Source organism: Sphingomonas sp. GW821-FHT10F09, from assembly GCF_058809195.1.
Genome location: NZ_JBXASI010000002.1, coordinates 22197 through 40517, shown reverse-complemented (window position 1 = coordinate 40517; position 18321 = coordinate 22197). Strand labels below are relative to the sequence as shown.

The 18321-nt window shown below is 70.1% G+C and carries 14 protein-coding genes; 7 read left to right on the top strand and 7 right to left on the bottom strand.

Going from position 1 to position 18321, the window contains the following annotated elements:
* Positions 1–72: 72 nt before the first annotated feature.
* Positions 73–1590: a glycosyltransferase family 39 protein gene (locus AC1RTO_RS08160; RefSeq protein ID WP_493160383.1), complete on the top strand. Its 1518-nt coding sequence runs from the start codon at positions 73–75 to the stop codon at positions 1588–1590.
* On the top strand, positions 1578–2669 hold the full coding sequence (locus tag AC1RTO_RS08155) for a glycosyltransferase (protein WP_493160382.1): 1092 nt from the start codon (positions 1578–1580) through the stop codon (positions 2667–2669). Before AC1RTO_RS08160 ends, AC1RTO_RS08155 begins: the two co-directional genes overlap by 13 nt.
* On the opposite strand, the gene AC1RTO_RS08150 is transcribed toward AC1RTO_RS08155, so the two are convergent.
* Positions 2663–3115, bottom strand: a complete 453-nt coding sequence (locus tag AC1RTO_RS08150) for a DUF983 domain-containing protein (protein ID WP_493160381.1) — start codon at positions 3113–3115, stop codon at positions 2663–2665. The genes AC1RTO_RS08155 and AC1RTO_RS08150 overlap by 7 nt on opposite strands.
* A 162-nt stretch (positions 3116–3277) precedes the next feature.
* Here AC1RTO_RS08150 and AC1RTO_RS08145 point away from each other — a divergent pair, with 162 nt between their 5' ends.
* Positions 3278–4912, top strand: coding sequence for a M28 family peptidase (locus AC1RTO_RS08145; RefSeq protein WP_493160380.1), 1635 nt, complete (start codon positions 3278–3280; stop codon positions 4910–4912).
* Positions 4913–4936: 24 nt separating this feature from the next.
* Here AC1RTO_RS08145 and manD read toward each other — a convergent pair whose 3' ends face one another.
* A complete protein-coding gene (gene manD / locus AC1RTO_RS08140; RefSeq protein WP_493160379.1) occupies positions 4937–6148 on the bottom strand; it encodes a D-mannonate dehydratase ManD in 1212 nt (403 codons plus the stop codon).
* Positions 6149–6271: 123 nt separating this feature from the next.
* Between manD and AC1RTO_RS08135 the strand changes: the two genes are divergently transcribed.
* From AC1RTO_RS08135 to AC1RTO_RS08125, 3 genes are read left to right on the top strand one after another with little or no spacing between them, the layout of a single operon-like run.
* On the top strand, positions 6272–7543 hold the full coding sequence (locus AC1RTO_RS08135) for an MFS transporter (protein ID WP_493160378.1): 1272 nt from the start codon (positions 6272–6274) through the stop codon (positions 7541–7543).
* Positions 7540–9009 carry a mannitol dehydrogenase family protein gene (locus tag AC1RTO_RS08130; RefSeq protein WP_493160377.1) on the top strand — a complete coding sequence of 490 codons (1470 nt, stop codon included), beginning with the start codon at positions 7540–7542 and terminating at the stop codon, positions 9007–9009. Before AC1RTO_RS08135 ends, AC1RTO_RS08130 begins: the two co-directional genes overlap by 4 nt.
* Entirely contained in the window at positions 9006–9926 is a 921-nt protein-coding gene (locus AC1RTO_RS08125; protein WP_493160376.1) for a sugar kinase, read from the top strand. Before AC1RTO_RS08130 ends, AC1RTO_RS08125 begins: the two co-directional genes overlap by 4 nt.
* Positions 9927–10018: 92 nt before the next feature.
* Here the strand turns inward: AC1RTO_RS08125 and AC1RTO_RS08120 are convergent, their stop codons facing one another.
* Positions 10019–12232, bottom strand: coding sequence for a TonB-dependent receptor (locus AC1RTO_RS08120; RefSeq protein ID WP_493160375.1), 2214 nt, complete (start codon positions 12230–12232; stop codon positions 10019–10021).
* A gap of 71 nt (positions 12233–12303) precedes the next feature.
* Positions 12304–13302 (bottom strand): zinc-binding alcohol dehydrogenase family protein, encoded by a 999-nt coding sequence (locus AC1RTO_RS08115; protein ID WP_493160374.1) that lies wholly within the window; start codon positions 13300–13302, stop codon positions 12304–12306.
* A 152-nt stretch (positions 13303–13454) separates the two neighbouring features.
* On the opposite strand from AC1RTO_RS08115, the gene AC1RTO_RS08110 reads away from it, so the two are divergent.
* Complete coding sequence (locus AC1RTO_RS08110; protein ID WP_493160373.1) at positions 13455–14165, top strand: GntR family transcriptional regulator; 711 nt, start codon at positions 13455–13457, stop codon at positions 14163–14165.
* 163 nt (positions 14166–14328) lie between these two features.
* Here the strand turns inward: AC1RTO_RS08110 and AC1RTO_RS08105 are convergent, their stop codons facing one another.
* The 3 genes from AC1RTO_RS08105 to AC1RTO_RS08095 are packed head-to-tail and all read right to left on the bottom strand — an operon-like array spanning position 14329 to position 18319.
* Entirely contained in the window at positions 14329–15237 is a 909-nt protein-coding gene (locus tag AC1RTO_RS08105) for an alpha/beta hydrolase (RefSeq protein WP_493160372.1), read from the bottom strand.
* Positions 15234–16544, bottom strand: coding sequence for an MFS transporter (locus AC1RTO_RS08100; protein ID WP_493160371.1), 1311 nt, complete (start codon positions 16542–16544; stop codon positions 15234–15236). Before AC1RTO_RS08100 ends, AC1RTO_RS08105 begins: the two co-directional genes overlap by 4 nt.
* Entirely contained in the window at positions 16541–18319 is a 1779-nt protein-coding gene (locus AC1RTO_RS08095; protein WP_493160370.1) for an alpha-amylase family glycosyl hydrolase, read from the bottom strand. Before AC1RTO_RS08095 ends, AC1RTO_RS08100 begins: the two co-directional genes overlap by 4 nt.
* Positions 18320–18321 lie beyond the last annotated feature (2 nt).

Below are 18321 nucleotides of genomic sequence, written 5' to 3'. Positions count from 1 at the left end.
GACGTCCTTTCCCGATTGCCCCCGGCAGCGATTGGCGGCACACGACCCCCGCCTTCACCCAGGATCATCGCGGTGCCGCCTGCTTCCCGTCCCCGCTTCCCGTCGCTCGACAGCCGTGCGGGGGTCTTGCTCCTCCTGCTCGCGGTCGCGCTGGTCGCGCGGGCGCAGACGTTCGGCAATCCGGTGATCGGCTTCGACGAGCAATTCTACCTGCTGGTCGGCGACCGGCTGCGGCACGGCGCGATCCCCTATGTCGACATCTTCGATCGCAAGCCGGTCGGCCTGTTCCTGATCTTCGCCGCCGCGCGGGCGCTGGGGGGCGACGGCTTCGTGCAATACAAGCTCGTCGCGCTCGCCAGCGTGGTGGCGACCGCGCTGCTGATCCACGCGATCGCGCGGGGTTACGCCGGCCGCGTTGCCGCGCTGATCGCCGCGGCGCTCTATATCCTGTGGCTGAATTTCATGGAGGGCGAAGGCGGCCAGTCGCCGGTCTTCTACAACCTGCCGATGGTCGCCGCCGCGGCGCTGATCCTGACGGTGCGGCACGGCGACGATCCGCTGCGCGCCGGGGCGGGAGCGATGATGCTCGTCGGCGTAGCATTGCAGATCAAGTATAGCGTGGCCGTGGAGGGCGTCTTCTTCGGCTGCTGGCTGATCGCGCTCGGCTGGCAGGCCGGGCAGCGCGGTGCGCGGCTGGCGCGATCGATCGCACTCTGGATCGCGCTGGCGCTGCTGCCGACGCTCGCCGCCTTCGCCGCCTATGCCGCGATCGGGCAGGCGCGGGCGTTCGTCTTCGCCAACTTCCTGTCGGTGCTGGCGCAGGGGCGTGGCGGCGTCGCGACGCAGCTGGAGGGGCTGGCGGCGATCCTCGGCATCCTCGCGCTGCCGCTGCTGCTTGCGGCGACCAGCTGGCGGAATCGAGGTGGATCGACGCGCGATCGCTTCCTGCTCGGCTGGCTCGTCGCCTCGGCTGCGGGCGTGCTGCTCTACTGTCGGTTCGCCAGCCCGCATTATGCCATGCCGCTGCTGCCGCCACTGATGTGCCTGCTCGCACGCAGCATCGATTCCGGCCGCCGCCGCCGCATCGCCGGGCTGGCGCTCGCCGGCGTCGGCCTGATCGGCGGACAGGCGGTGCTGGCGGTCAGCGCGCGGCACAAGGGCGGCGCGGATGCGGCGGCGGCAGTCGCGCGCGCCGCGCGGGTCGAGGGGGCGGGCTGTATCTACGTCTATGACGGCTATCCCGCGCTCTACATGCTGACCGGGTCGTGCCTGCCGACGCGCTGGCCCTTCCCCGGCCATCTCGCCACGCAGGAGGAATCGCGTCCCGCGGCACTGGGGGTCGATCCGGCCCGCGAGGTCCGCCGCATCCTCGCGACGCGGCCGGTCGCGATCGTCGACGACTGGCCGCATTTCGCGGGCGGCAACCCGGTGACGCGCCGCATCCTCGACGCCGCGCTGGCGGCGGATTACGTCCTTGCCGCGCGCATCTGCACCGGCCCTGCGCGGATGCGGCTGGTCTATCGCCGACGGACGGAGGGGCGCCCTGCCCTGCCGACCTCGGCCATCGGGACGCATGCATGCGCATCCTGACCTTCCTCCACAGTTTCGAACCCGGCGGGGTCGAGCGGGTCGCACTGCGGCTGGTCGCGCGCTGGCGGGCGATGGGGGTCGATGCGCCGCTGTTCATGGGGCGGAGCGACGGCGCGTTGCGCGACGAGCTGGCCGCCGGCCTCGCCTATCGCGTTCCGCCGCAGCCGCGGTGCGGCAGCGCCTGGTGGGAGACCATGTGGATGATCGCGCGGCTGCCCGCCGAGATCCGCCGCACCGCGCCGGACGCGCTGTTCTGCGCGGGCAACACCTATACGATCGTCGCGGGTGCGATGAAGCTGCGCTTCGGGCGGCGCTGCCCGCCGGTGATCGTCAAGATCAGCAACGATCTGGCACGGGCCGACATGCCCGCGGCGGCGCGGCCGTTCTGGCGGCTGTGGCTGCGGGTGCAGGCGCGTTTCGTCGATCGCTGGATCGTGATGGACGCCGCGATCCTGCCCGACGTCGACCGCTATCTGGGGCCGGTGCCGCGCACGGTGATCCCCGATCCCGCGATCGATGCGCTGCCGGCACCGGTCGTCCGCACCGCGCGGGACGACGGCACGCGCTATGTCGCGGTCGGGCGGCTGGTCGCGCAAAAGGACCCGGCGACGCTGATCGCCGGCTTCGCGCAGGCGGCGCGACCCGGCGACCGGCTGACGATCGTCGGCGACGGTCCGTTGCGGGCGCGGCTGGAGCAGCAGGCGACGCGCCTCGGCATCGCAACGCAGGTCGCCTTCCTCGGCCACGTCCCCAACGCCGCCGCGGTGATGCGCGAGCAGGACGTGTTGCTGCTGTCGTCACGATACGAAGGTGTGCCGGCGGTGCTGATCGAGGCGCTCGCCGCCGGCCTCGGCATCGTCGCGACCGATTGCGGGTCCGGCGTGCGATCGGTGCTCGACGACGGGCGGCTCGGGCTGATCGTCGCGCAGGGGGATGTCGACGCCTTCGCCGCGGGCATCGCCGCGGCGCGGACGATGGCGGTCGACGTGGCGGCCGGACGCGCGCAGGCGCAGGCGTTCACGATCGACGCCGCCGCGCACGCCTATATCGCGGCGATCCGGCGGACGGCGTATCACTGATCGAAGTCGTTCGCCTTCGGATCGCTGCCGTGGAGTTGCGACCACAGCGCCTGCGTCCCCGCCTCCTGCGCGCGGTTGACGAATTGCGACGCGACCAGCCAGCCCTTCAACGGTCGTAGCGGCAGCAGCGTGCCGAGCGCCATGAACGGGACCGAGGTGACGAGGTGGACCCACCAGGGCGGGTCGAACGCGACCTGCAGCCACACGACGAAGAAGATCAGCGGCAGCGCGATGATGCAGAGCGAGAAGAACGCCGGGCCGTCGTCGGGCGCGGCGAAGCGATAGTCGAGGCCGCAACGGTCGCAGCGGTCGACGATCCTGAGCCAGGATCGGAACATGCGTCCCTCGCCGCAACGCGGACAGAGCCCCTTCCACCCGCAGCGCAGGATCCAGCGAAACGCATCGCGCGGGGGTTCGATCGGTTCGGGGGTGGGGGGCTGTTCCATCGACGGGGCCTGCGCTGACCGACGGGCGTTGTCGATGAGACGGATTGTCCCAGCCCCGCCCCGCCCCGGCCCGGCCCGATCAGCCCCGGCATGACGATCGGGCTCGCGCGAACCGGCCGCCGGCATTAGCATGGCGCCCAACCCCTTACGGAAGAACCCGATATGCCCCGTTTCGCCGCCCTGTTCGCCGCTGTCCCCCTACTGGGGGCGACGCCCGCGTTCGCGCAGATCCCGGCGGATCGCCTGTCGGCGGACGTGAAGACGCTCGCCTCCGACGCCTTCGGCGGCCGCGCACCCGGCACGCCCGGCGAGGCGAAGACGATCGACTGGCTGGTCGCGCAGTTCAAGGCGGCGGGGCTGGAGCCCGGTGGCCCCGGCGGCAGCTGGACGCAGCCGGTGCCGCTGATCCGCACGATGCTCGGCGCCGGTGCGGTCAGCGCCAACGGCAGGCCCCTGATCGCGGGGCGCGACGTCTATCTGTCCACCGTCCGGCCGGATGCGCGCGCCATCGTCACGGACGCGTCGCTGGTCTTCGTCGGCTATGGCGTGTCCGCGCCCGAGCGGCAGTGGGACGATTTCAAGGGCGTCGACCTGAAGGGCAAGGTCGCCGTCTTCCTGGTCAACGATCCCGATTTCGAGGCGGGGCCGGGCGACGATGCCGCGGGCCGGTTCGGCGACCGGCGCATGACCTATTACGGTCGCTGGACCTACAAGTTCGAGGAGGCGGCACGACGCGGTGCGGTGGCGGCGCTGATCGTCCACGACACCGCGGGCGCGGGCTATGGCTGGGCGACGGTCACCGCGCCCGGCGGCGAGAATTACGACGTCGCCGCCCCCGCCGCGCCGCGCGTCGCCCTGCAGGGCTGGATCGAGGGCGCGGCGGCGACGCGGCTGTTCGCCGATGCCGGGCTCGACCTCGCGCAATTGCGCAAGGCGGCGCGGCGGTCCGATTTTCGTCCCGTCGCGCTTCGCGGCAAGGGCCTGTCCGCCGACCTGCCCGTCGCCGTCACCCGCGCCGAGAGCCGCAACGTCATCGCCAGGCTGACCGGCCGCAGCCGCCCCGACGAGACGGTGATGTATGGCGCGCACTGGGACGCCTATGGCGAGGGCACGCCCGATGCCGCGGGGCGGCGCATCCGCCCCGGCGCCAACGACGACGCGCTCGGCACCGCGGGCGTGCTGGCGATCGCCCGTGCCGCCGCCAAGGCGCCGCGCCCGGCGCGGACGCAGGTCTTCGCGTTGTGGACCGGCGAGGAACGCGGCCTGCTGGGATCGGAAACCTATGCCGCCGCGCCGCTCTATCCGGCCGCGAAGACGGTCGCCAACCTGACGCTCGACATCCTCCAGACCGCCGGCCCCGCGCGCGACGTGCTGCTGGTCGGCGCCGGGCAGAACGATCTGGAGGAACGGCTGGCCGCCGCCGCGAAGGCGCAGGGGCGGACGGTGACGCCCGAGGCGCTGCCCGAGCGCGGCCTGTTCTATCGCGCCGACCATTTCTCGCTGGCGCGGCGCGGGGTGCCGACGCTGCTGCTGATGGCGATCAGCGGCGCGCCCGATCTGGTCGACGGCGGACGGGCGGCGGGGCAACGCTGGCTCGACGGCTATATGCGCTGCTATCACCAGACCTGCGACGCCTGGTCGGCGGACTGGAACCTCGCGGGCGCCGCCGCCGACGTCGACCTGCTCCGCCGGATCGGCTTTGACCTCGCCGGCAGCACCGCATGGCCGCAGTGGAATGCGGCGTCGGAATTCAGGGCGATCCGCGCCGCCACCGCCGCGCAGCGCAAGGGCGACTGAGCCCGGCGCCGCGCCGCCGGTGCGTCACCAGCTCCACAAGGTCCCGTCCTCCAGCCGGTTCACCGGCAGGTAGGCGCGCTTGTATTCGTAGCCTGCGGCGAGTGCCTCGTCGATGTCGACACCCAGCCCCGGCGCGTCGCCGGGATGCATCATGCCGTCCGTGAAGGTGTAGGCGTGGGGGAAGACCGCGTCGGTCTCCGCGGTGTGCGGCATGTGCTCCTGAATGCCGAAGTTGGGGACCGACAGGCCGAAGTGCAGCGCCGCGGCCATGGCGACCGGCGACAGGTCGGTCGCGCCGTGGCAGCCGGTGCGGACCTGATACAGATCGGCCAGCGCGGCGATCCGGCGCAGATGGGTCAGGCCGCCGGCATGGACGACGGTGGCGCGGATATAATCGATCAGCTGCGCCTCGATCAGCGTCTTGCAGTCCCAGATCGAATTGAACACCTCGCCCACCGCCAGCGGCGCGGTGGTGTGCTGGCGGATCAGGCGGAACGCATCCTGGTTCTCCGCCGGCGTCGCATCTTCCAGCCAGAACGGACGATAGGGTTCCAGATCGCGGCCGAGCCGCCCGGCCTCGATCGGGGTCAGCCGGTGGTGGATGTCGTGAAGCAGATGCACGTCCCAGCCCAGTTCCTCGCGCGCGGCGGCGAACAGTTCGGGGACGATGCGCAGATATTTGCTGGTCGACCAGACGCTCTCGCCCGGCAGGTCGCCGTCCGCCGGTTCGTAGCGCTGGCCCGGCTTGGCGACGCCATAGGTGCTGGCCAGCCCCGGCACGCCGCATTGCAGGCGGACCGCCTTGTAGCCCTTGGCGACTTCCGCCTTCGCCACCGCGATCGTGTCCGCGACGGTGGTGCCGTTGGCGTGCGAATAGACCATGCAGCCTTCGCGGCTCGCCCCGCCGAACAGCTGATACACCGGCAGCCCCGCGATCTTTCCCTTGATGTCCCACAGCGCCATGTCGACCGCCGCGATCGCGGTCATCGTCACCGGCCCGCGCCGCCAATAGGCGCCCTTGTACAGATACTGCCAGATATCCTCGATCCGGTGCGCGTCGCGCCCGATCAGGCACGGCACGACATGATCGGCCAGATAGCTGGCGACCGACATCTCGCGCCCGTTCAGCGTGGCGTCGCCGACGCCGGTGGTGCCGTCGTCGCATTCGATCTTCAGCGTGACGAAATTACGCCCCGGGCTGGTGACGATGACGCGGGCGGAGACGATAGTCGGCATGGCATCCTCTCAATGCGCCGGCATTGACCGACCGGCTTGTATACTAGAAGACTTGTTGGTACGCATTGCCGGCGCAGAGGTCAACGCCACCGGCCGGCCCAGCAGCGACGAACGGAGAGGTTCATGAAGGCATACCGTTGGCAGGTCGTCGTTCTGCTGTTTCTGGCGAGCGTCATCAACTATCTTGACCGGTCGGCGCTGTCGGTCGCCGCGCCGATGATCGCCAAGGACCTCGGCCTCGGTCCCGAACAGCTCGGCTTCATCTTCTCCGCCTTCTTCGTCGGCTACGTGCTGTTCAATATCGCCGGCGGGCTGCTGGTCGACCGAGTCGGCGCTTGGAAGATGCTCGGCATCTCGATGGCCCTGTGGTCGCTGCTGTGCGCGTCGACCGCGCTGGCGACCGGATTCTGGTCGCTGCTGCTGCTGCGCGTCGTGTTCGGCATGGCGGAGGGGCCGCTGGCGACCTCGGCGAACAAGATGGTCAGCAACTGGTTTCCCAAGCGGCAGGCCGCGACCGCGATCGGCACCGCTTTGTCGGGATCGCCGCTGGGCAGCGCCATCGCCGGGCCGTTCATCGGCCTGCTCGCGGTCAATTTCGGCTGGCGCCTCTCGTTCGTCATCGCGGGCGTCATCGGCCTCGTGTGGATGGCCTTCTGGTTCGCAAGGCTGAGCGAGCGCCCGCGCGGCCACCCGCGCGTGTCCGCGGAGGAGGTCGCGGAGATCGAGGCGGACCAGCCGCCCGTCACGCGCGTCACCGGCCCCGCCCCCAGCCTGCTGTCGCAGCTCGCGCAGCCGGTGGTCGCGGCGACCACGGTCGCGTTCTTCGGCTATAACTACATCCTCTATTTCTTCCTGACGTGGTTCCCGGTCTATCTGACCAACGCCCGCAACCTGTCGGTCCACGACATGAGCATCATGAACGTCCTGCCCTGGGCGCTGGGCTTCGTCGGGCTGGCGACGGGCGGACGCGTGGTCGACTGGGTACGGGCGCGCACCGGCAAGCCGATGCTGGCGGCCAAGCTGGTGTTGACGATCGGTCTGGGCGTCGCGGCGATCGCGGCGGCGCTGGCGGGTCAGGTGACGACCGCGTTCAGCGCGGTGGCGCTGGTCAGCGTCGCGACCTTCTTCCTCTACCTGACCGGCAGCACCTTCTGGGTCATCCTGCAGAACCGCATCAGCGCGGCGCAACTGGGCGGGGTCGGCGGCATCATGCACGGCGTCGCCAATTGTTCGGGCATCATCGGCCCGGCGCTGACCGGGCTGATCGTGGCGCGGACCAGCGTCGGCTATGCGGGCGCTTTCGCACTGGCGGGGGCGCTGGGGCTGATCGCGGCGCTGGTGGTGGCGGTAGTGGTGCGCGATACGCGTGCCGATCTGGCGGGGGCGGCGGCGTGACGCGGCTGTCGCGCGCGACGCTGGCCGATCTGCCCGCGTCGATCGGGCGGCCCGGCTACGACCCCGCGTCCCTCGGCATCGGGATCGTGCATCTCGGCCTCGGCGCGTTCCAGCGTGCGCATATGGCGGCGTATCTCCAGCCGCTGCTGGCCGGCGATCCGCGCTGGGGCGTCGCCGGAGCGAGTCTCAGGTCCGACGACACGCGCGATGCGCTGCGGCCGCAGGACGGCCTGTACGCCGTGTGTGAGGCCAGCGGCGATGGCGACCGTATCACGGTGATGGGGAGCCTGCGCGCGCTATACGGACCGGCCGATGGCGACGCGCTGATGCGGCGGATGGTGGCGCCCGACACGCGCATCGTCAGCCTGACCGTGACCGAAAAGGGTTATCTGCGCGGCAGCGACGGCGGCCTCGACCGCGACGATCCCGCCGTCCGCGCCGACCTGTCGGGAACGGCCACGCCCCGCACCGTGCCGGGGCTGCTGGTCGCCGCGCTGCGCCGCCGCCACGACGCGGGGCTGGCACCCTTCACCGTGCTGTCGTGCGACAATCTGCCCGGCAACGGCCATGTCGTCGCGCGCATCCTGTCCGATTATGCCCGCGCCGACGGATCGGGGCTGGCGGACTGGATCGCGGATAGCGTCGCCTGCCCCAATACGATGGTCGACCGGATCGTCCCCGCGACCACCGACGCCGATCGCCGCCGCATCGCCGCCGCGCTGGGGCTGGAGGATGCGTGGCCGGTGATGGCCGAACCGTTCAGCCAATGGGTGATCGAGGATCGCTTCCCCGCCGGCCGCCCGGCGTGGGAGGACAGCGGCGCGACGATGGTCGCAGATGCGCGCCCGTGGGAGGAGATGAAGCTGCGGCTGCTCAACGGATCGCATTCGACGATCGCCTATCTCGGGCTGCTCGCCGGCTGGGAGACGGTCGCGGATGCGATGCGGGTGCCGGCGCTCGCCGATCACGTCGCCGCGCTGATGGACGAAAGCGCCGCGACGCTGCGGATGGCGCCCGGCACCGACCTTTGCGGTTATCGCGACCAGCTGTTGCAGCGGTTCCGCAACACCGCGCTGAAGCACCGCACCCGCCAGATCGCGTCGGACGGATCGCACAAGATCCCGCAACGCCTGCTCGCGCCCGGTGCGGTACTGGCGGCGGAGGGCCGGGGCATGGATCGCATCGCATTGGGCATCGCGGCGTGGCTGCGCGTCGCGGGCGGCCACGCCGACGACGGCACGCCCCTGCCGCTCGACGATCCGCAGGCGGGGACGCTGCGCGCGCTCGCCGCGCCGGGACGGTCGCCGGGCGCGGTGGTGGCCGCACTGTTCGACGAATCGGGGCTGGTGCCGAAACGCGACCGGCACCCGGCCCTGCGCGACGCGATCGCGCGGATGCTGACCGCGCTCGCCACGCATGGCGCGGTCGGGACGCTCGACCGCCTGCGCGCGGGCGGCGTGCTGTGAGGCAGGTGTTCGCGAGCATCGGCGAGGCGATGGTCGAATTCGCGCCGGAAGCGGACGGCCGTTTCCGGCGCGGCTTCGCGGGCGACACGCTCAACACCGCCTGGGCGGTGCGCGCGCTGACCGATCCCGATGCGGTGTCGGTCCGCTACGTCAGCGCGTGCGGCAGCGATCCCTTGTCGGGCCAGCTGATCGCCTTTCTCGACGATGCGGGCATCGATACCACGCATGTCCGCCGCATCGACGCGCGGCGGATCGGCCTGTATCTCATCAGCCTCGACGGGCACGAACGCAGCTTCCATTACTGGCGGGACACGTCTGCGGCGCGGCTGCTCGCCGCTGATCCGGACTGGCTGACGGCGACGCTGCGCGATGTCGACATGGCCTATCTGTCGGGCATCACGCTCGCCATCCTGTCGCCCGAGCATCGCGACACGCTGTTCGACGTGCTGGGCGGGTTCCGCGCACGCGGCGGTACGCTGGCGTTCGACGGCAACGTCCGGCTGGCGCTGTGGCACGACCGGGCCGAGGCCGCCGCGGCGCTGGAGCGCGCCTATCGCCTCGCGCATATCGCGCTGCCGACCGCCGACGACGAGCTGCTGCTGTTCGACGACCACGATGCCGTCGGCACCGCGCGGCGCCTCGCCGGCTGGGGCGTGCGGGAGGTGGTGGTGAAGCGCGGCCCCGATCCGTGCCTGCTCATGACCACGCAGGGGGTCGAGGCGATCCCCGCCCTGCCCGTCGCCGATGCGGTCGACACGTCGGGCGCGGGCGACGGCTTCAACGGCGCCTATCTCGCCGCACGCCTCGCCGGCCATGCGCCGGCCGGCGCCGTCCGCCGCGCCCACGCCGTCGCCGCCCGCGTCATCCGCACGCGCGGCGCGATCCTGCCGATGGACCTGTTGCGCGCCGACGCCTGACCGCGTTCGCAGTAGAAAAAAGGCGACCGGTCCGCTGGAACCGGTCGCCGGAGTGGAGCGGGGTGGCGGGGAAGAGACGCCACCCCGCCCTGTCAGAATTTGAAGGCCACTTCCGCACCGTACACCCGCCCCTTGTTGAGCGACGAGAAGGTCGATCCCGGGAAGAAGGTCAGCGGCACGTTGGCGCCCAGCGTCACCTCGTCGAGCAGGTTGGTGCCGTACAGCGACAGGCTGTAGCGGCCGCGGCGCAGCGTCAGGTTGGCATCGACAATCGTCGCACCCGGCAGCAGTCCGGTGTTGGCGTCGTTGTAGAAATCCGCGTCGCGATGGTTCGCGGCGACGCGTGCATCGACTCCGATGGCGTCGAAGTCGTGCGTCCAGTTGATCGAGCCGCCATAGGTCCAGGGCGACAGGCGCGGCAGCTTCAGCGCGAGGTCGCGGTCGTTGATCGCGCGGTCGTTGTTGAGGTCGAAGAAGACGTCGGTGTACCGGCCGTCGAGATAGCCGAACTGGCCCGCGAGCGTGAAGCCGTGGCCGGGCTTGAACGTCACCTCGCCCTCGACGCCGCGGACGCGGGCGTCGGCGGAATTGAGGATGCGCTGCGCCGTGCCGACGCCCGGCACCGCGGTCTGGATCTCGCGCTGCAGGTTGCCGATGTCGTTCCAGAAGCCGGCGACGTTGAGGCGCAGCGCGTTGCCGATGTCCTGCTTCAGCCCGATCTCATAGGAGTTCAGCTCCTCGTCGTCGAACGGCCCCGGCGCGATCTGGGTGAAGACGTTGCGGAAGTTATAGCCGCCGCTGCGGAAGCCCCTGGCCCAGAAGCCGTAGACTTGCGTGTCGTCCGACGGCTTCCATTGCAGGCCGAGGCGCGGCGCGAAATTATGCCAGCTGTTGCGGTCGCGGAAGGAATAGTTGCACGTCTCGGCCGCGAGGTTGCAGCCGCCGGGAACGAGGTTGGCGACCGCGACTTGCTTCGTTTCCGACGAATAGCGCGCGCCGGCGTTGATCGTCAGCGTGTCGGCGATATGCCAGTCGACCGAGGCGAAGATGCCATAGGTTTCCTGCTGCTGCGAACCACCGCCGGTGATGTGCGTCGCGCCGCGGTTGAGGTAGCGATCCTCGATATAGCGGATGTTCTGCGTGAAGAAGTACAGCCCGGTCGTCACGTCGAACCGGCCGAAGGTGCCGGCGTAGCGCAGTTCCTCGCTCATCTGGCGCTGCCGGGTGAAATAGTTGACGTTGTAATCGTAGCGCGGCGAGGCATCGATGTCCGCGCTCGATCGCGAGGTGACGGCACGATAGGCCATCAGGTTGGTGATCTTGCCGTCGCCGAACGCGGTGTCGATGTTGGTTTCCGCCGATGCCGAATTCCAGCGATTGTGCGCATAGCCTTCATTGTCGATGTTCACGCGGAAGCTGTCGGCGGGATACAGGCCGCGGTTGGTCGCGACCGCGCCGTCGCCGTCGAAACGCCCGTTCTCGTACCGCAGGATCATTTCCACCGTGTCGGTCGGCGCGATGCTGACCGCGGGGCGGATGATGAGCGTGCGGCTGCGGCCCACATCGCTCCTGCCGTTGAAATCGTTGGTGAAGTAGCCGTAGTCCTTGTCGTACAGGATCGCGAGCTTGGCCTGGATCCGGTCCTTGACGATCGGCCCGGTCACCATGACGCTGCCGCGCGTCTGCGGCCCGGACGACACCGAGGCGCGCACGTCCGCGTGAAGGACGTTGCTCGGCACCGTGCTGCGGATGACGACCGCGCCGCCGGTGACGTTGCGCCCGAACAGCAGGCCCTGCGGCCCGCGCAGCACCTCGATCCCCTCGATATCGAAATTGTTGAGCACGACGCCGGTGTTCACGCCCATGTAGACGCCGTCGATGAACGTGCCGACGGTGGGATCGATCGACGGGATCGAGCTGCTGATACCGAAACCGCGGATCGAGAAGGTGGCATAGCCCGGCTGCGTGCCGACCGCGGTCAGCTGGACGTTGGGCATCGAATAGCTGAGGCTTTGCAGGTTCTGGAAATGCTGTTCCTCGAGCTGCAGCGCGCCGAAGGCGGTGACGGCGATCGGCACGTTCTGGACGTTCTGCGCCGAACCGCGCTTGGTCGCGGTGACGACGATGTCGGCGAGGCCGTCGTCCTTCGCCGCCGGCGTCTCCTGCGTTTCCGGCGCCGCCGCGTCGGCGGGCTTGGCGGGTTCGACCTGCGCCAGCGCCGGCGCCGCGACGCACAGGGCGAGGCCCGCCGCCCCCGTCATGAAACCGATCTTCAGGTGACGCGCGTATCCAGTCATGTCGATCATGGTCAAATCCCCTCCTGTTGTGCGTCCCGCCCGTTGATGTTCTGGGCGGCGGGACGTGGATTACGTGTCGGTCAGAACGTCAGCTGGACCTTCACCGTCCGATCGGGATGATCCTCGATCAGACGAAAGGCCTCCACGGCATCCTCCGCCGCGAAACATTGCGTCACCATCGCCCCGGGGCTGAGCTTGCCCTCCTCCAGCCAGGCGACGACCTGCGGCAGCCGGCCGCGGTTCAGCCGCGATCCGACGATCAGCAATTCCTTGCTGACCACCTGCTGCTGGCTGAGCGGCGACGGCGTCGCGGCGAAGCCGAGCAGGCCGATCCGCCCCGCCGGGCTGGCGACGCGACAGGCGAGGTCGAGCAGCGCGGGCACGCCGGTGCCGTCGATGACGAGGGTCGGCCCGAGCCCGTCGGTTTCGCCGGCGACTTCCGCCGCGATATCGTCCCGCCCCGACAGCAGCACCCGGTCCGCACCGAAGGCGACCGCACGCTCCAGCCGCGCCTCGTCGAGGTCGCAGACGATGCAGCGCGCGCCGTGCAGCCTCGCGACCTGCAACACCGTCAGCCCGACCGTGCCCGCGCCGAGGATCAGCACCGTGTCGTCGGCGTGGATGCCGGTCCGCTCCAGCACGTTGGCGGCGATCGAGAGCGGTTCGGCGAGGCATGCGACCGCATCCTCGATCCCGGCGGAGATCCGGATCGCATTGGCGGCCGGCACCGCGATCCGCTCGCGGAAGCCGCCGTCGCGATGGACGCCGATCACCTGCAGATGCGCGCAGACGTTGGGGCGGTCGTGGCGGCAGGGATAGCAATGACCGCAGGCGACCACCGGATCGATCACCACCCGGTCGCCGACCGCATGGCTGACGACGCCGTCGCCGACCGCATCGACCGTCCCGACCACCTCATGGCCGATGATCCGCGGATATTTCGCGAAGGGATTGCTGCCGTGGAGGATGTGGATGTCGGAGCCGCAGATGCCCGCCCGGGCGACGCGGATCGCGACCTCGCCTGCCGCGGCGGTGACGACCGGCGCTTCCGACAGACGCAGTTCATGCGGCTTTGCCACCGATATCGCGACCACAATCATCCTCGCCTACTTGTATACTAGTCGCCATATCTAGAGGAGGCGGATTATCGGGTCAAGCCGATTTGGATGTGATGGAGTGTCGGATCATTTTACGGTACGGCCCGTGACTTAGCGGACCGTGGGAGCGCACATTGGCAACGAACGTGGCGGAAGACCGGAGCCTGCAGGACCTGGTGCTCGATCCGACCGCGAACGTCGCGTTCCAGGTCCGCGAATACCTCCAGCAGCAGATCGTCACCAACGTCTTCACGCCGGGCATGCGGCTCAGCGAGAACGAACTGTCCGGTTCGCTCGGGATCAGCCGGCAGCCGGTGCGCGAGGCGCTGATCCGGCTGTCCGAACATCATCTGGTCCGCGCGCTGCCGCAGCGGGGCACGGAGGTGACGCGGATCAGCCTGTCGTTCGCGATCAGCGGCCGCTTCATCCGCGAGGCGGTGGAATCGGCGATCGTCGAATGCGTCGCGAGCCGTGCCGCCGATCTCGATTTCGCGCTGTTACAGGACCTGCTGGCGGCGCAGCGCCGGGCGGCGGGCGCGGATGACCATCGCCGCTTCCTGATGCTCGACGACCAGTTCCATCGCGAGCTGGCGAGGCTCGCGGGGCAGGAGATGGCGTGGCGCACGCTCGGCTCGATCAAGCTGCACATGGACCGCGTCCGTCACCTCAGCCTCGAGGATGCGACGTCGATCCTGCGGCTGGTCGAACAGCATGAGGCGGTGTTCGAGGCGATGCGCAAAGGCGACACGGCGAATGCGGTGGCGGCGATGAAGGCGCATCTCGGCGCGATGCTGGTCTATTTGCCGTCGCTGGCGGACCGCCTGCCGCATTTCTTCGCGGATTAGGGCCGATCGACATTCCGATGATGACGTGCCGAAAACGGTGGTTTTGCGTGACCCGGAGCGCAGCCTACTAATGGTACGTGAGCACCGGAAGCACGCGAAACCGCCGTTTGCAGGCCGTCAGGGCTGAATGTCGATTGGCCCTGGGGTCCGGACGCGGCGGGCGTTACCGGAACACGCCGAGCGCGCGCAGCCAATGCTCCATCAGGTCGGGCCAGCGCGCCAGCGCGGGGTCGGACCCGCCCAGCCCGGTGCCATGCTCGCCGACCGCGAAGACGTGCAGTTCGGTGTTGACGCCCCTCGCCTGCAACGCGGTGTAGAAGCGCAGGACGCCGTCCGCCTTGACCACCGGATCGCTGCTGGTGTGGTAGAGGAACGTCGGCGGCATCGCCGCGGTGACGGCGTCGACCGGCAGGTAGCGCGCATAGTCTTTCGGGTCGCAACCGGTCCGGGCGAAGGTGCAATAGGGCGAGCGGCCCTGCGCATCGACCACCGTCGCCTCCAGCCAGGGATAGCCGAGCACGAGGAAGTCGGGGCGGCTACTCTGGCGCTCGACCGGGTCGGTCGCCCCCGCCTGCCCGCGATCGGCGGTGGCGGCGGTCATCGCGCTCAAATGCCCGCCGGCGGAAAAGCCGATCATGCCGATCCGCGCCGGATCGAGGCCATAGCGGGCGGCATCGGCGCGGACCGTGCGGATCGCCCGCGCCCCGTCGAGCAACGGCAGCGGCAGACGCGCGGTCGGGCCGTAGCGATAGCGCAGGACGAAGGCGGTGACCCCGTGCGAGGCGAACCAGTCGGCGACCTGCCGCCCCTCGATATTGCCGGCCAGTTCGACATAGCCGCCGCCCGGCGCGACGATCACCGCCGCGCCGTTCGCCCGCCCCTTTTGCGGGCGGAAAATCGTCATCGTCGGGGTCTGTCCGGGCGTGTCCGCGGTCGCGCCGGGCGCGCGTCCCGGCCACAGCCGCACGACCTCGGTTTCGATAAAGGCGGCATCGCGCGCCGCATCCTGTGCCGGAGCCGCCGCCACCGGTGCGGCGATCGCCAGCACGGCGCCCATCATCCACCGCATCATGCCGCGACGCTCCGCTTCGTCTTGTTGCCGACCCGCAAGGTCGCCACCGCGCCGATCACCATCAACACCCCCGCGACATAGAGCATGCCGCGCGCATCGCCGCCGAGCAGCGGACGGTAGAAGAGCGGGACGGTCAGGCTTTCGATCATCATCGGGATGACGATGAACATGTTGAAGATGCCCATGTAGATGCCGAACCGCGCCGGCGGCACGGTGTCGGTGAGCATCACGTACGGATTGCCCATCATGCTCGCCCAGCCGAGGCCGATGCCGATCATCGGCACGTAGAGCCATTGCTCGCTGGCGACGCCGGGGATCGCCAGCATCGCCGCGCCCGATATGGCGAGGCACGCCGCATGGACCCTGCGCGCGCCATAGCGGCGGGTGACCGGCACCATCGCGAGCGCCGCGACGAAGGCGACCGCATTGTAGAAGGCGCCGATCTGCCCCACCGTCAGCGCGGCGTCGCGGAAGCCCTGGCTGCCCGCATCGCTGGTGCCGTGCAGCGACCGGGCGAGCGCGAAGGCGATGAACTGCCAATAAGCGAACATCGCATACCATTGGCACAGCATCGCGATCCCGAGCCGGCGCATCGCCGGCGGCATGTCGCGGATCGCAGCGACGACGTCGCGCACCGCGCCGCCCAGCGTCACCCGGTCGGCCTGCATCGCCGCGCGCTCCTCCGGCGTCAGCGGCAGTTCGGGGACGCGCAGCACCGACCACAGGATCGTCGACAGCGACAGGATCGCACCGACGATGAAGGCGATGCGCGTGATGTCGGGGATGCCGTTGGCGTCCACCGCATCCTTGTCGAGGCCCCACCACACCAGCAGCGACGGCGCGAGATAGGACAACGTCTGCGCGAGGCCGGTGAAGGCGGATTGCGTCAGGAAGCCGGTCGGCCGCTGGTCCTCCGACAGGCGATCGCCGACATAGGCGCGATAGGGCTCCATCGTCACGTTGTTGGCGGCGTCGAGGATCCACAACAGGCTGGCGGCGACCCACAGCACCGGGCTGTACGGCATCGCGAACAGGCAGAGGCTGCACAGGATCGCGCCGACGAGGAAATAGGGGGTGCGCCGCCCGAGCCGGCTGGTGGTGCGATCCGACAGCGCGCCGATCAGCGGCTGGACGAGCAGCCCGGTCATCGGCCCGGCGAGCCACAGCAGCGGCAGCGACGCCTCGTCCGCACCGAGATAGGCGTAGATCGGCGCCATGTTCGCCTGTTGCAGCCCGAACGAGAATTGCAGGCCGAAGAAGCCGAGGTTCATCTCGACGATGCGGGCGAGCGACAGACGCGGCTTCATGCACGAACTCCTGCGATCCAGGCCACCTGCCAGCCGCCGAGCATCCCGGCCGCGGGCGATCCGGTCAAGCGATCCTCGCCCGCGTGCGGCAACGGCACGGGCTCGCCCGAGAAATTGAGGAACACCGTATCGGTGCCGCAGCCGATCGCGAGCAGCGCCGCGTCGTCGGTCGCGATCGGCACGGGTGCGCCGGCGCCGCCGCTCGCGATCCGCGCCTGCCGCAGCCGGGCAAGGTCGCCGCCGATCCGTGCCGCCGCCGCGCCGCCGATCGCGGTCCAGTCCATCACCGGGCGATGCAACCAGCGGCCTTCGTGGCGCCGCGCCGGGTCGTCGCGATAGCTATGGTCGTTGGTCATGCCGACCTCGTCGCCCATATAGGTGGTCGCGACGCCGCCGCCGGCGACGGCGAGCGCGTTGAGCAGGGCGATGCGCCGGAACGCGGCTTCGCGCGCGTCATCGTCCGCCGCCGCTTCCAGCCCGGCGAGCGAGGCGAGCATGCCGTTGGTGCCGTGCAGCGTCGATCCGTCCGACTGGAACGGCTCGCCGCGTGCCCAGCTGTCGCCGGCCCCCTCCAGATAGCGCGCCGCGGCGGCCAGCCGCGCTTCGGGCGCGGCATCGATCCCGCGCAGGTCGCCGAGCACCGCGCCCCAGCCGATATCGTCATGGCAGCGCGCATAGGTCAGCCAGTTGGCGCCGCGCGGCAGCCCGCCGCTCGCCGCGACGATCGCCGCCGGCAACGCCGCCGACCGCTCGGCCAGCGCGACCCAGCCCGCGACCATCAGCGAATTGTTGTAGACGAGGTGGCATTCCGGCTCGAACCCCTGCCCTTCGTCGGCGCCGAAATAGGGCGGCACGAACGCGGTCGGGACGATCGCCTCCGCTTTCAGCAGCGTCGCCGGCGCGGCGATGTCGAGCGCGGCGCGCAGCGCGCGGACGATGAAATGCGCCTGCGGCAGGTTGCGGCAGTCGGTCCCCGCCTGTTTCCACAGGAAGGCGGTCGAATCGAGCCGGAACGCCTCGAACCCGTGGTTGGCGAGGCGCAGCATCGTCCCGATCATCGCCAGCATGACCTCGGGGTTCGCCCAGTTGAGGTCCCATTGGAACGGATAGAAAGTCGTCCACACCTGCCCGCCCATCGCCGGCACGTCGGTGAAATTGCCCGGCGCGGTGGTCGGGAAGACCTGCGGCAGCATCGCCTCGCGCGCCGCCGCTTCGGCCGCGTCGAGCACGATGTAGAAATCGCGGTAGAAGGGATCGCCGGCCTTCGCCGCCAGCGCCCAGGCGTGATCGTCCGCGGTGTGGTTCAGCGCGAGGTCGACGCACAGGCTGATCCGCCCGGCGCGCAGCCGTTCGGCGAGCGCCTCGACGTCCGCCATCGTGCCGAGCGCGGGTTCGACGCTGAGGTAATCCGCCACCGCGAAGCCGCCGTCGCTGTCGCCGGCCCGCGCCTTGAGCAGCGCGAGCACGTGCAGATAGCGGACGCCGAGCGATTCGAGATGATCGACGCGCGCGGTCATGCCCGCGACGGTGCCGGCATAGCGATCGACATAGGTCGAATAGCCGATCATGTCGGGCGCGACGAACCAGTCGGGATCCGCGACGCGCGCCACGTCGAGCGCCTGCAGCGCCGCCGGCCGCGCCGCCGCGCCGGCCCGCACCGCCGCCTCGATACGGGTCCACAGCGTCGCCACGTCGTGCGTCGCGCCGTACAATCGCTCCAGCTGGCGGCGCAACGTGGCGCCGTGGCGGGCGAACCGGTCTTCGAGCTCGATCATCG

Bases quoted from the DNA above. Each gene is read 5' to 3' on its own strand.
- AC1RTO_RS08155 (WP_493160382.1), top strand. From the start codon at position 1,578: ATGCGCATCCTGACCTTCCTCCACAGTTTCGAACCCGGCGGGGTCGAG.
- AC1RTO_RS08150 (WP_493160381.1), bottom strand. From the start codon at position 3,115: ATGGAACAGCCCCCCACCCCCGAACCGATCGAACCCCCGCGCGATGCG.
- AC1RTO_RS08145 (WP_493160380.1), top strand. From the start codon at position 3,278: ATGCCCCGTTTCGCCGCCCTGTTCGCCGCTGTCCCCCTACTGGGGGCG.
- manD (WP_493160379.1), bottom strand. From the start codon at position 6,148: ATGCCGACTATCGTCTCCGCCCGCGTCATCGTCACCAGCCCGGGGCGT.
- AC1RTO_RS08135 (WP_493160378.1), top strand. From the start codon at position 6,272: ATGAAGGCATACCGTTGGCAGGTCGTCGTTCTGCTGTTTCTGGCGAGC.
- AC1RTO_RS08120 (WP_493160375.1), bottom strand. From the start codon at position 12,232: ATGATCGACATGACTGGATACGCGCGTCACCTGAAGATCGGTTTCATG.
- AC1RTO_RS08105 (WP_493160372.1), bottom strand. From the start codon at position 15,237: ATGATGCGGTGGATGATGGGCGCCGTGCTGGCGATCGCCGCACCGGTG.
- AC1RTO_RS08100 (WP_493160371.1), bottom strand. From the start codon at position 16,544: ATGAAGCCGCGTCTGTCGCTCGCCCGCATCGTCGAGATGAACCTCGGC.
- AC1RTO_RS08095 (WP_493160370.1), bottom strand. From the start codon at position 18,319: ATGATCGAGCTCGAAGACCGGTTCGCCCGCCACGGCGCCACGTTGCGC.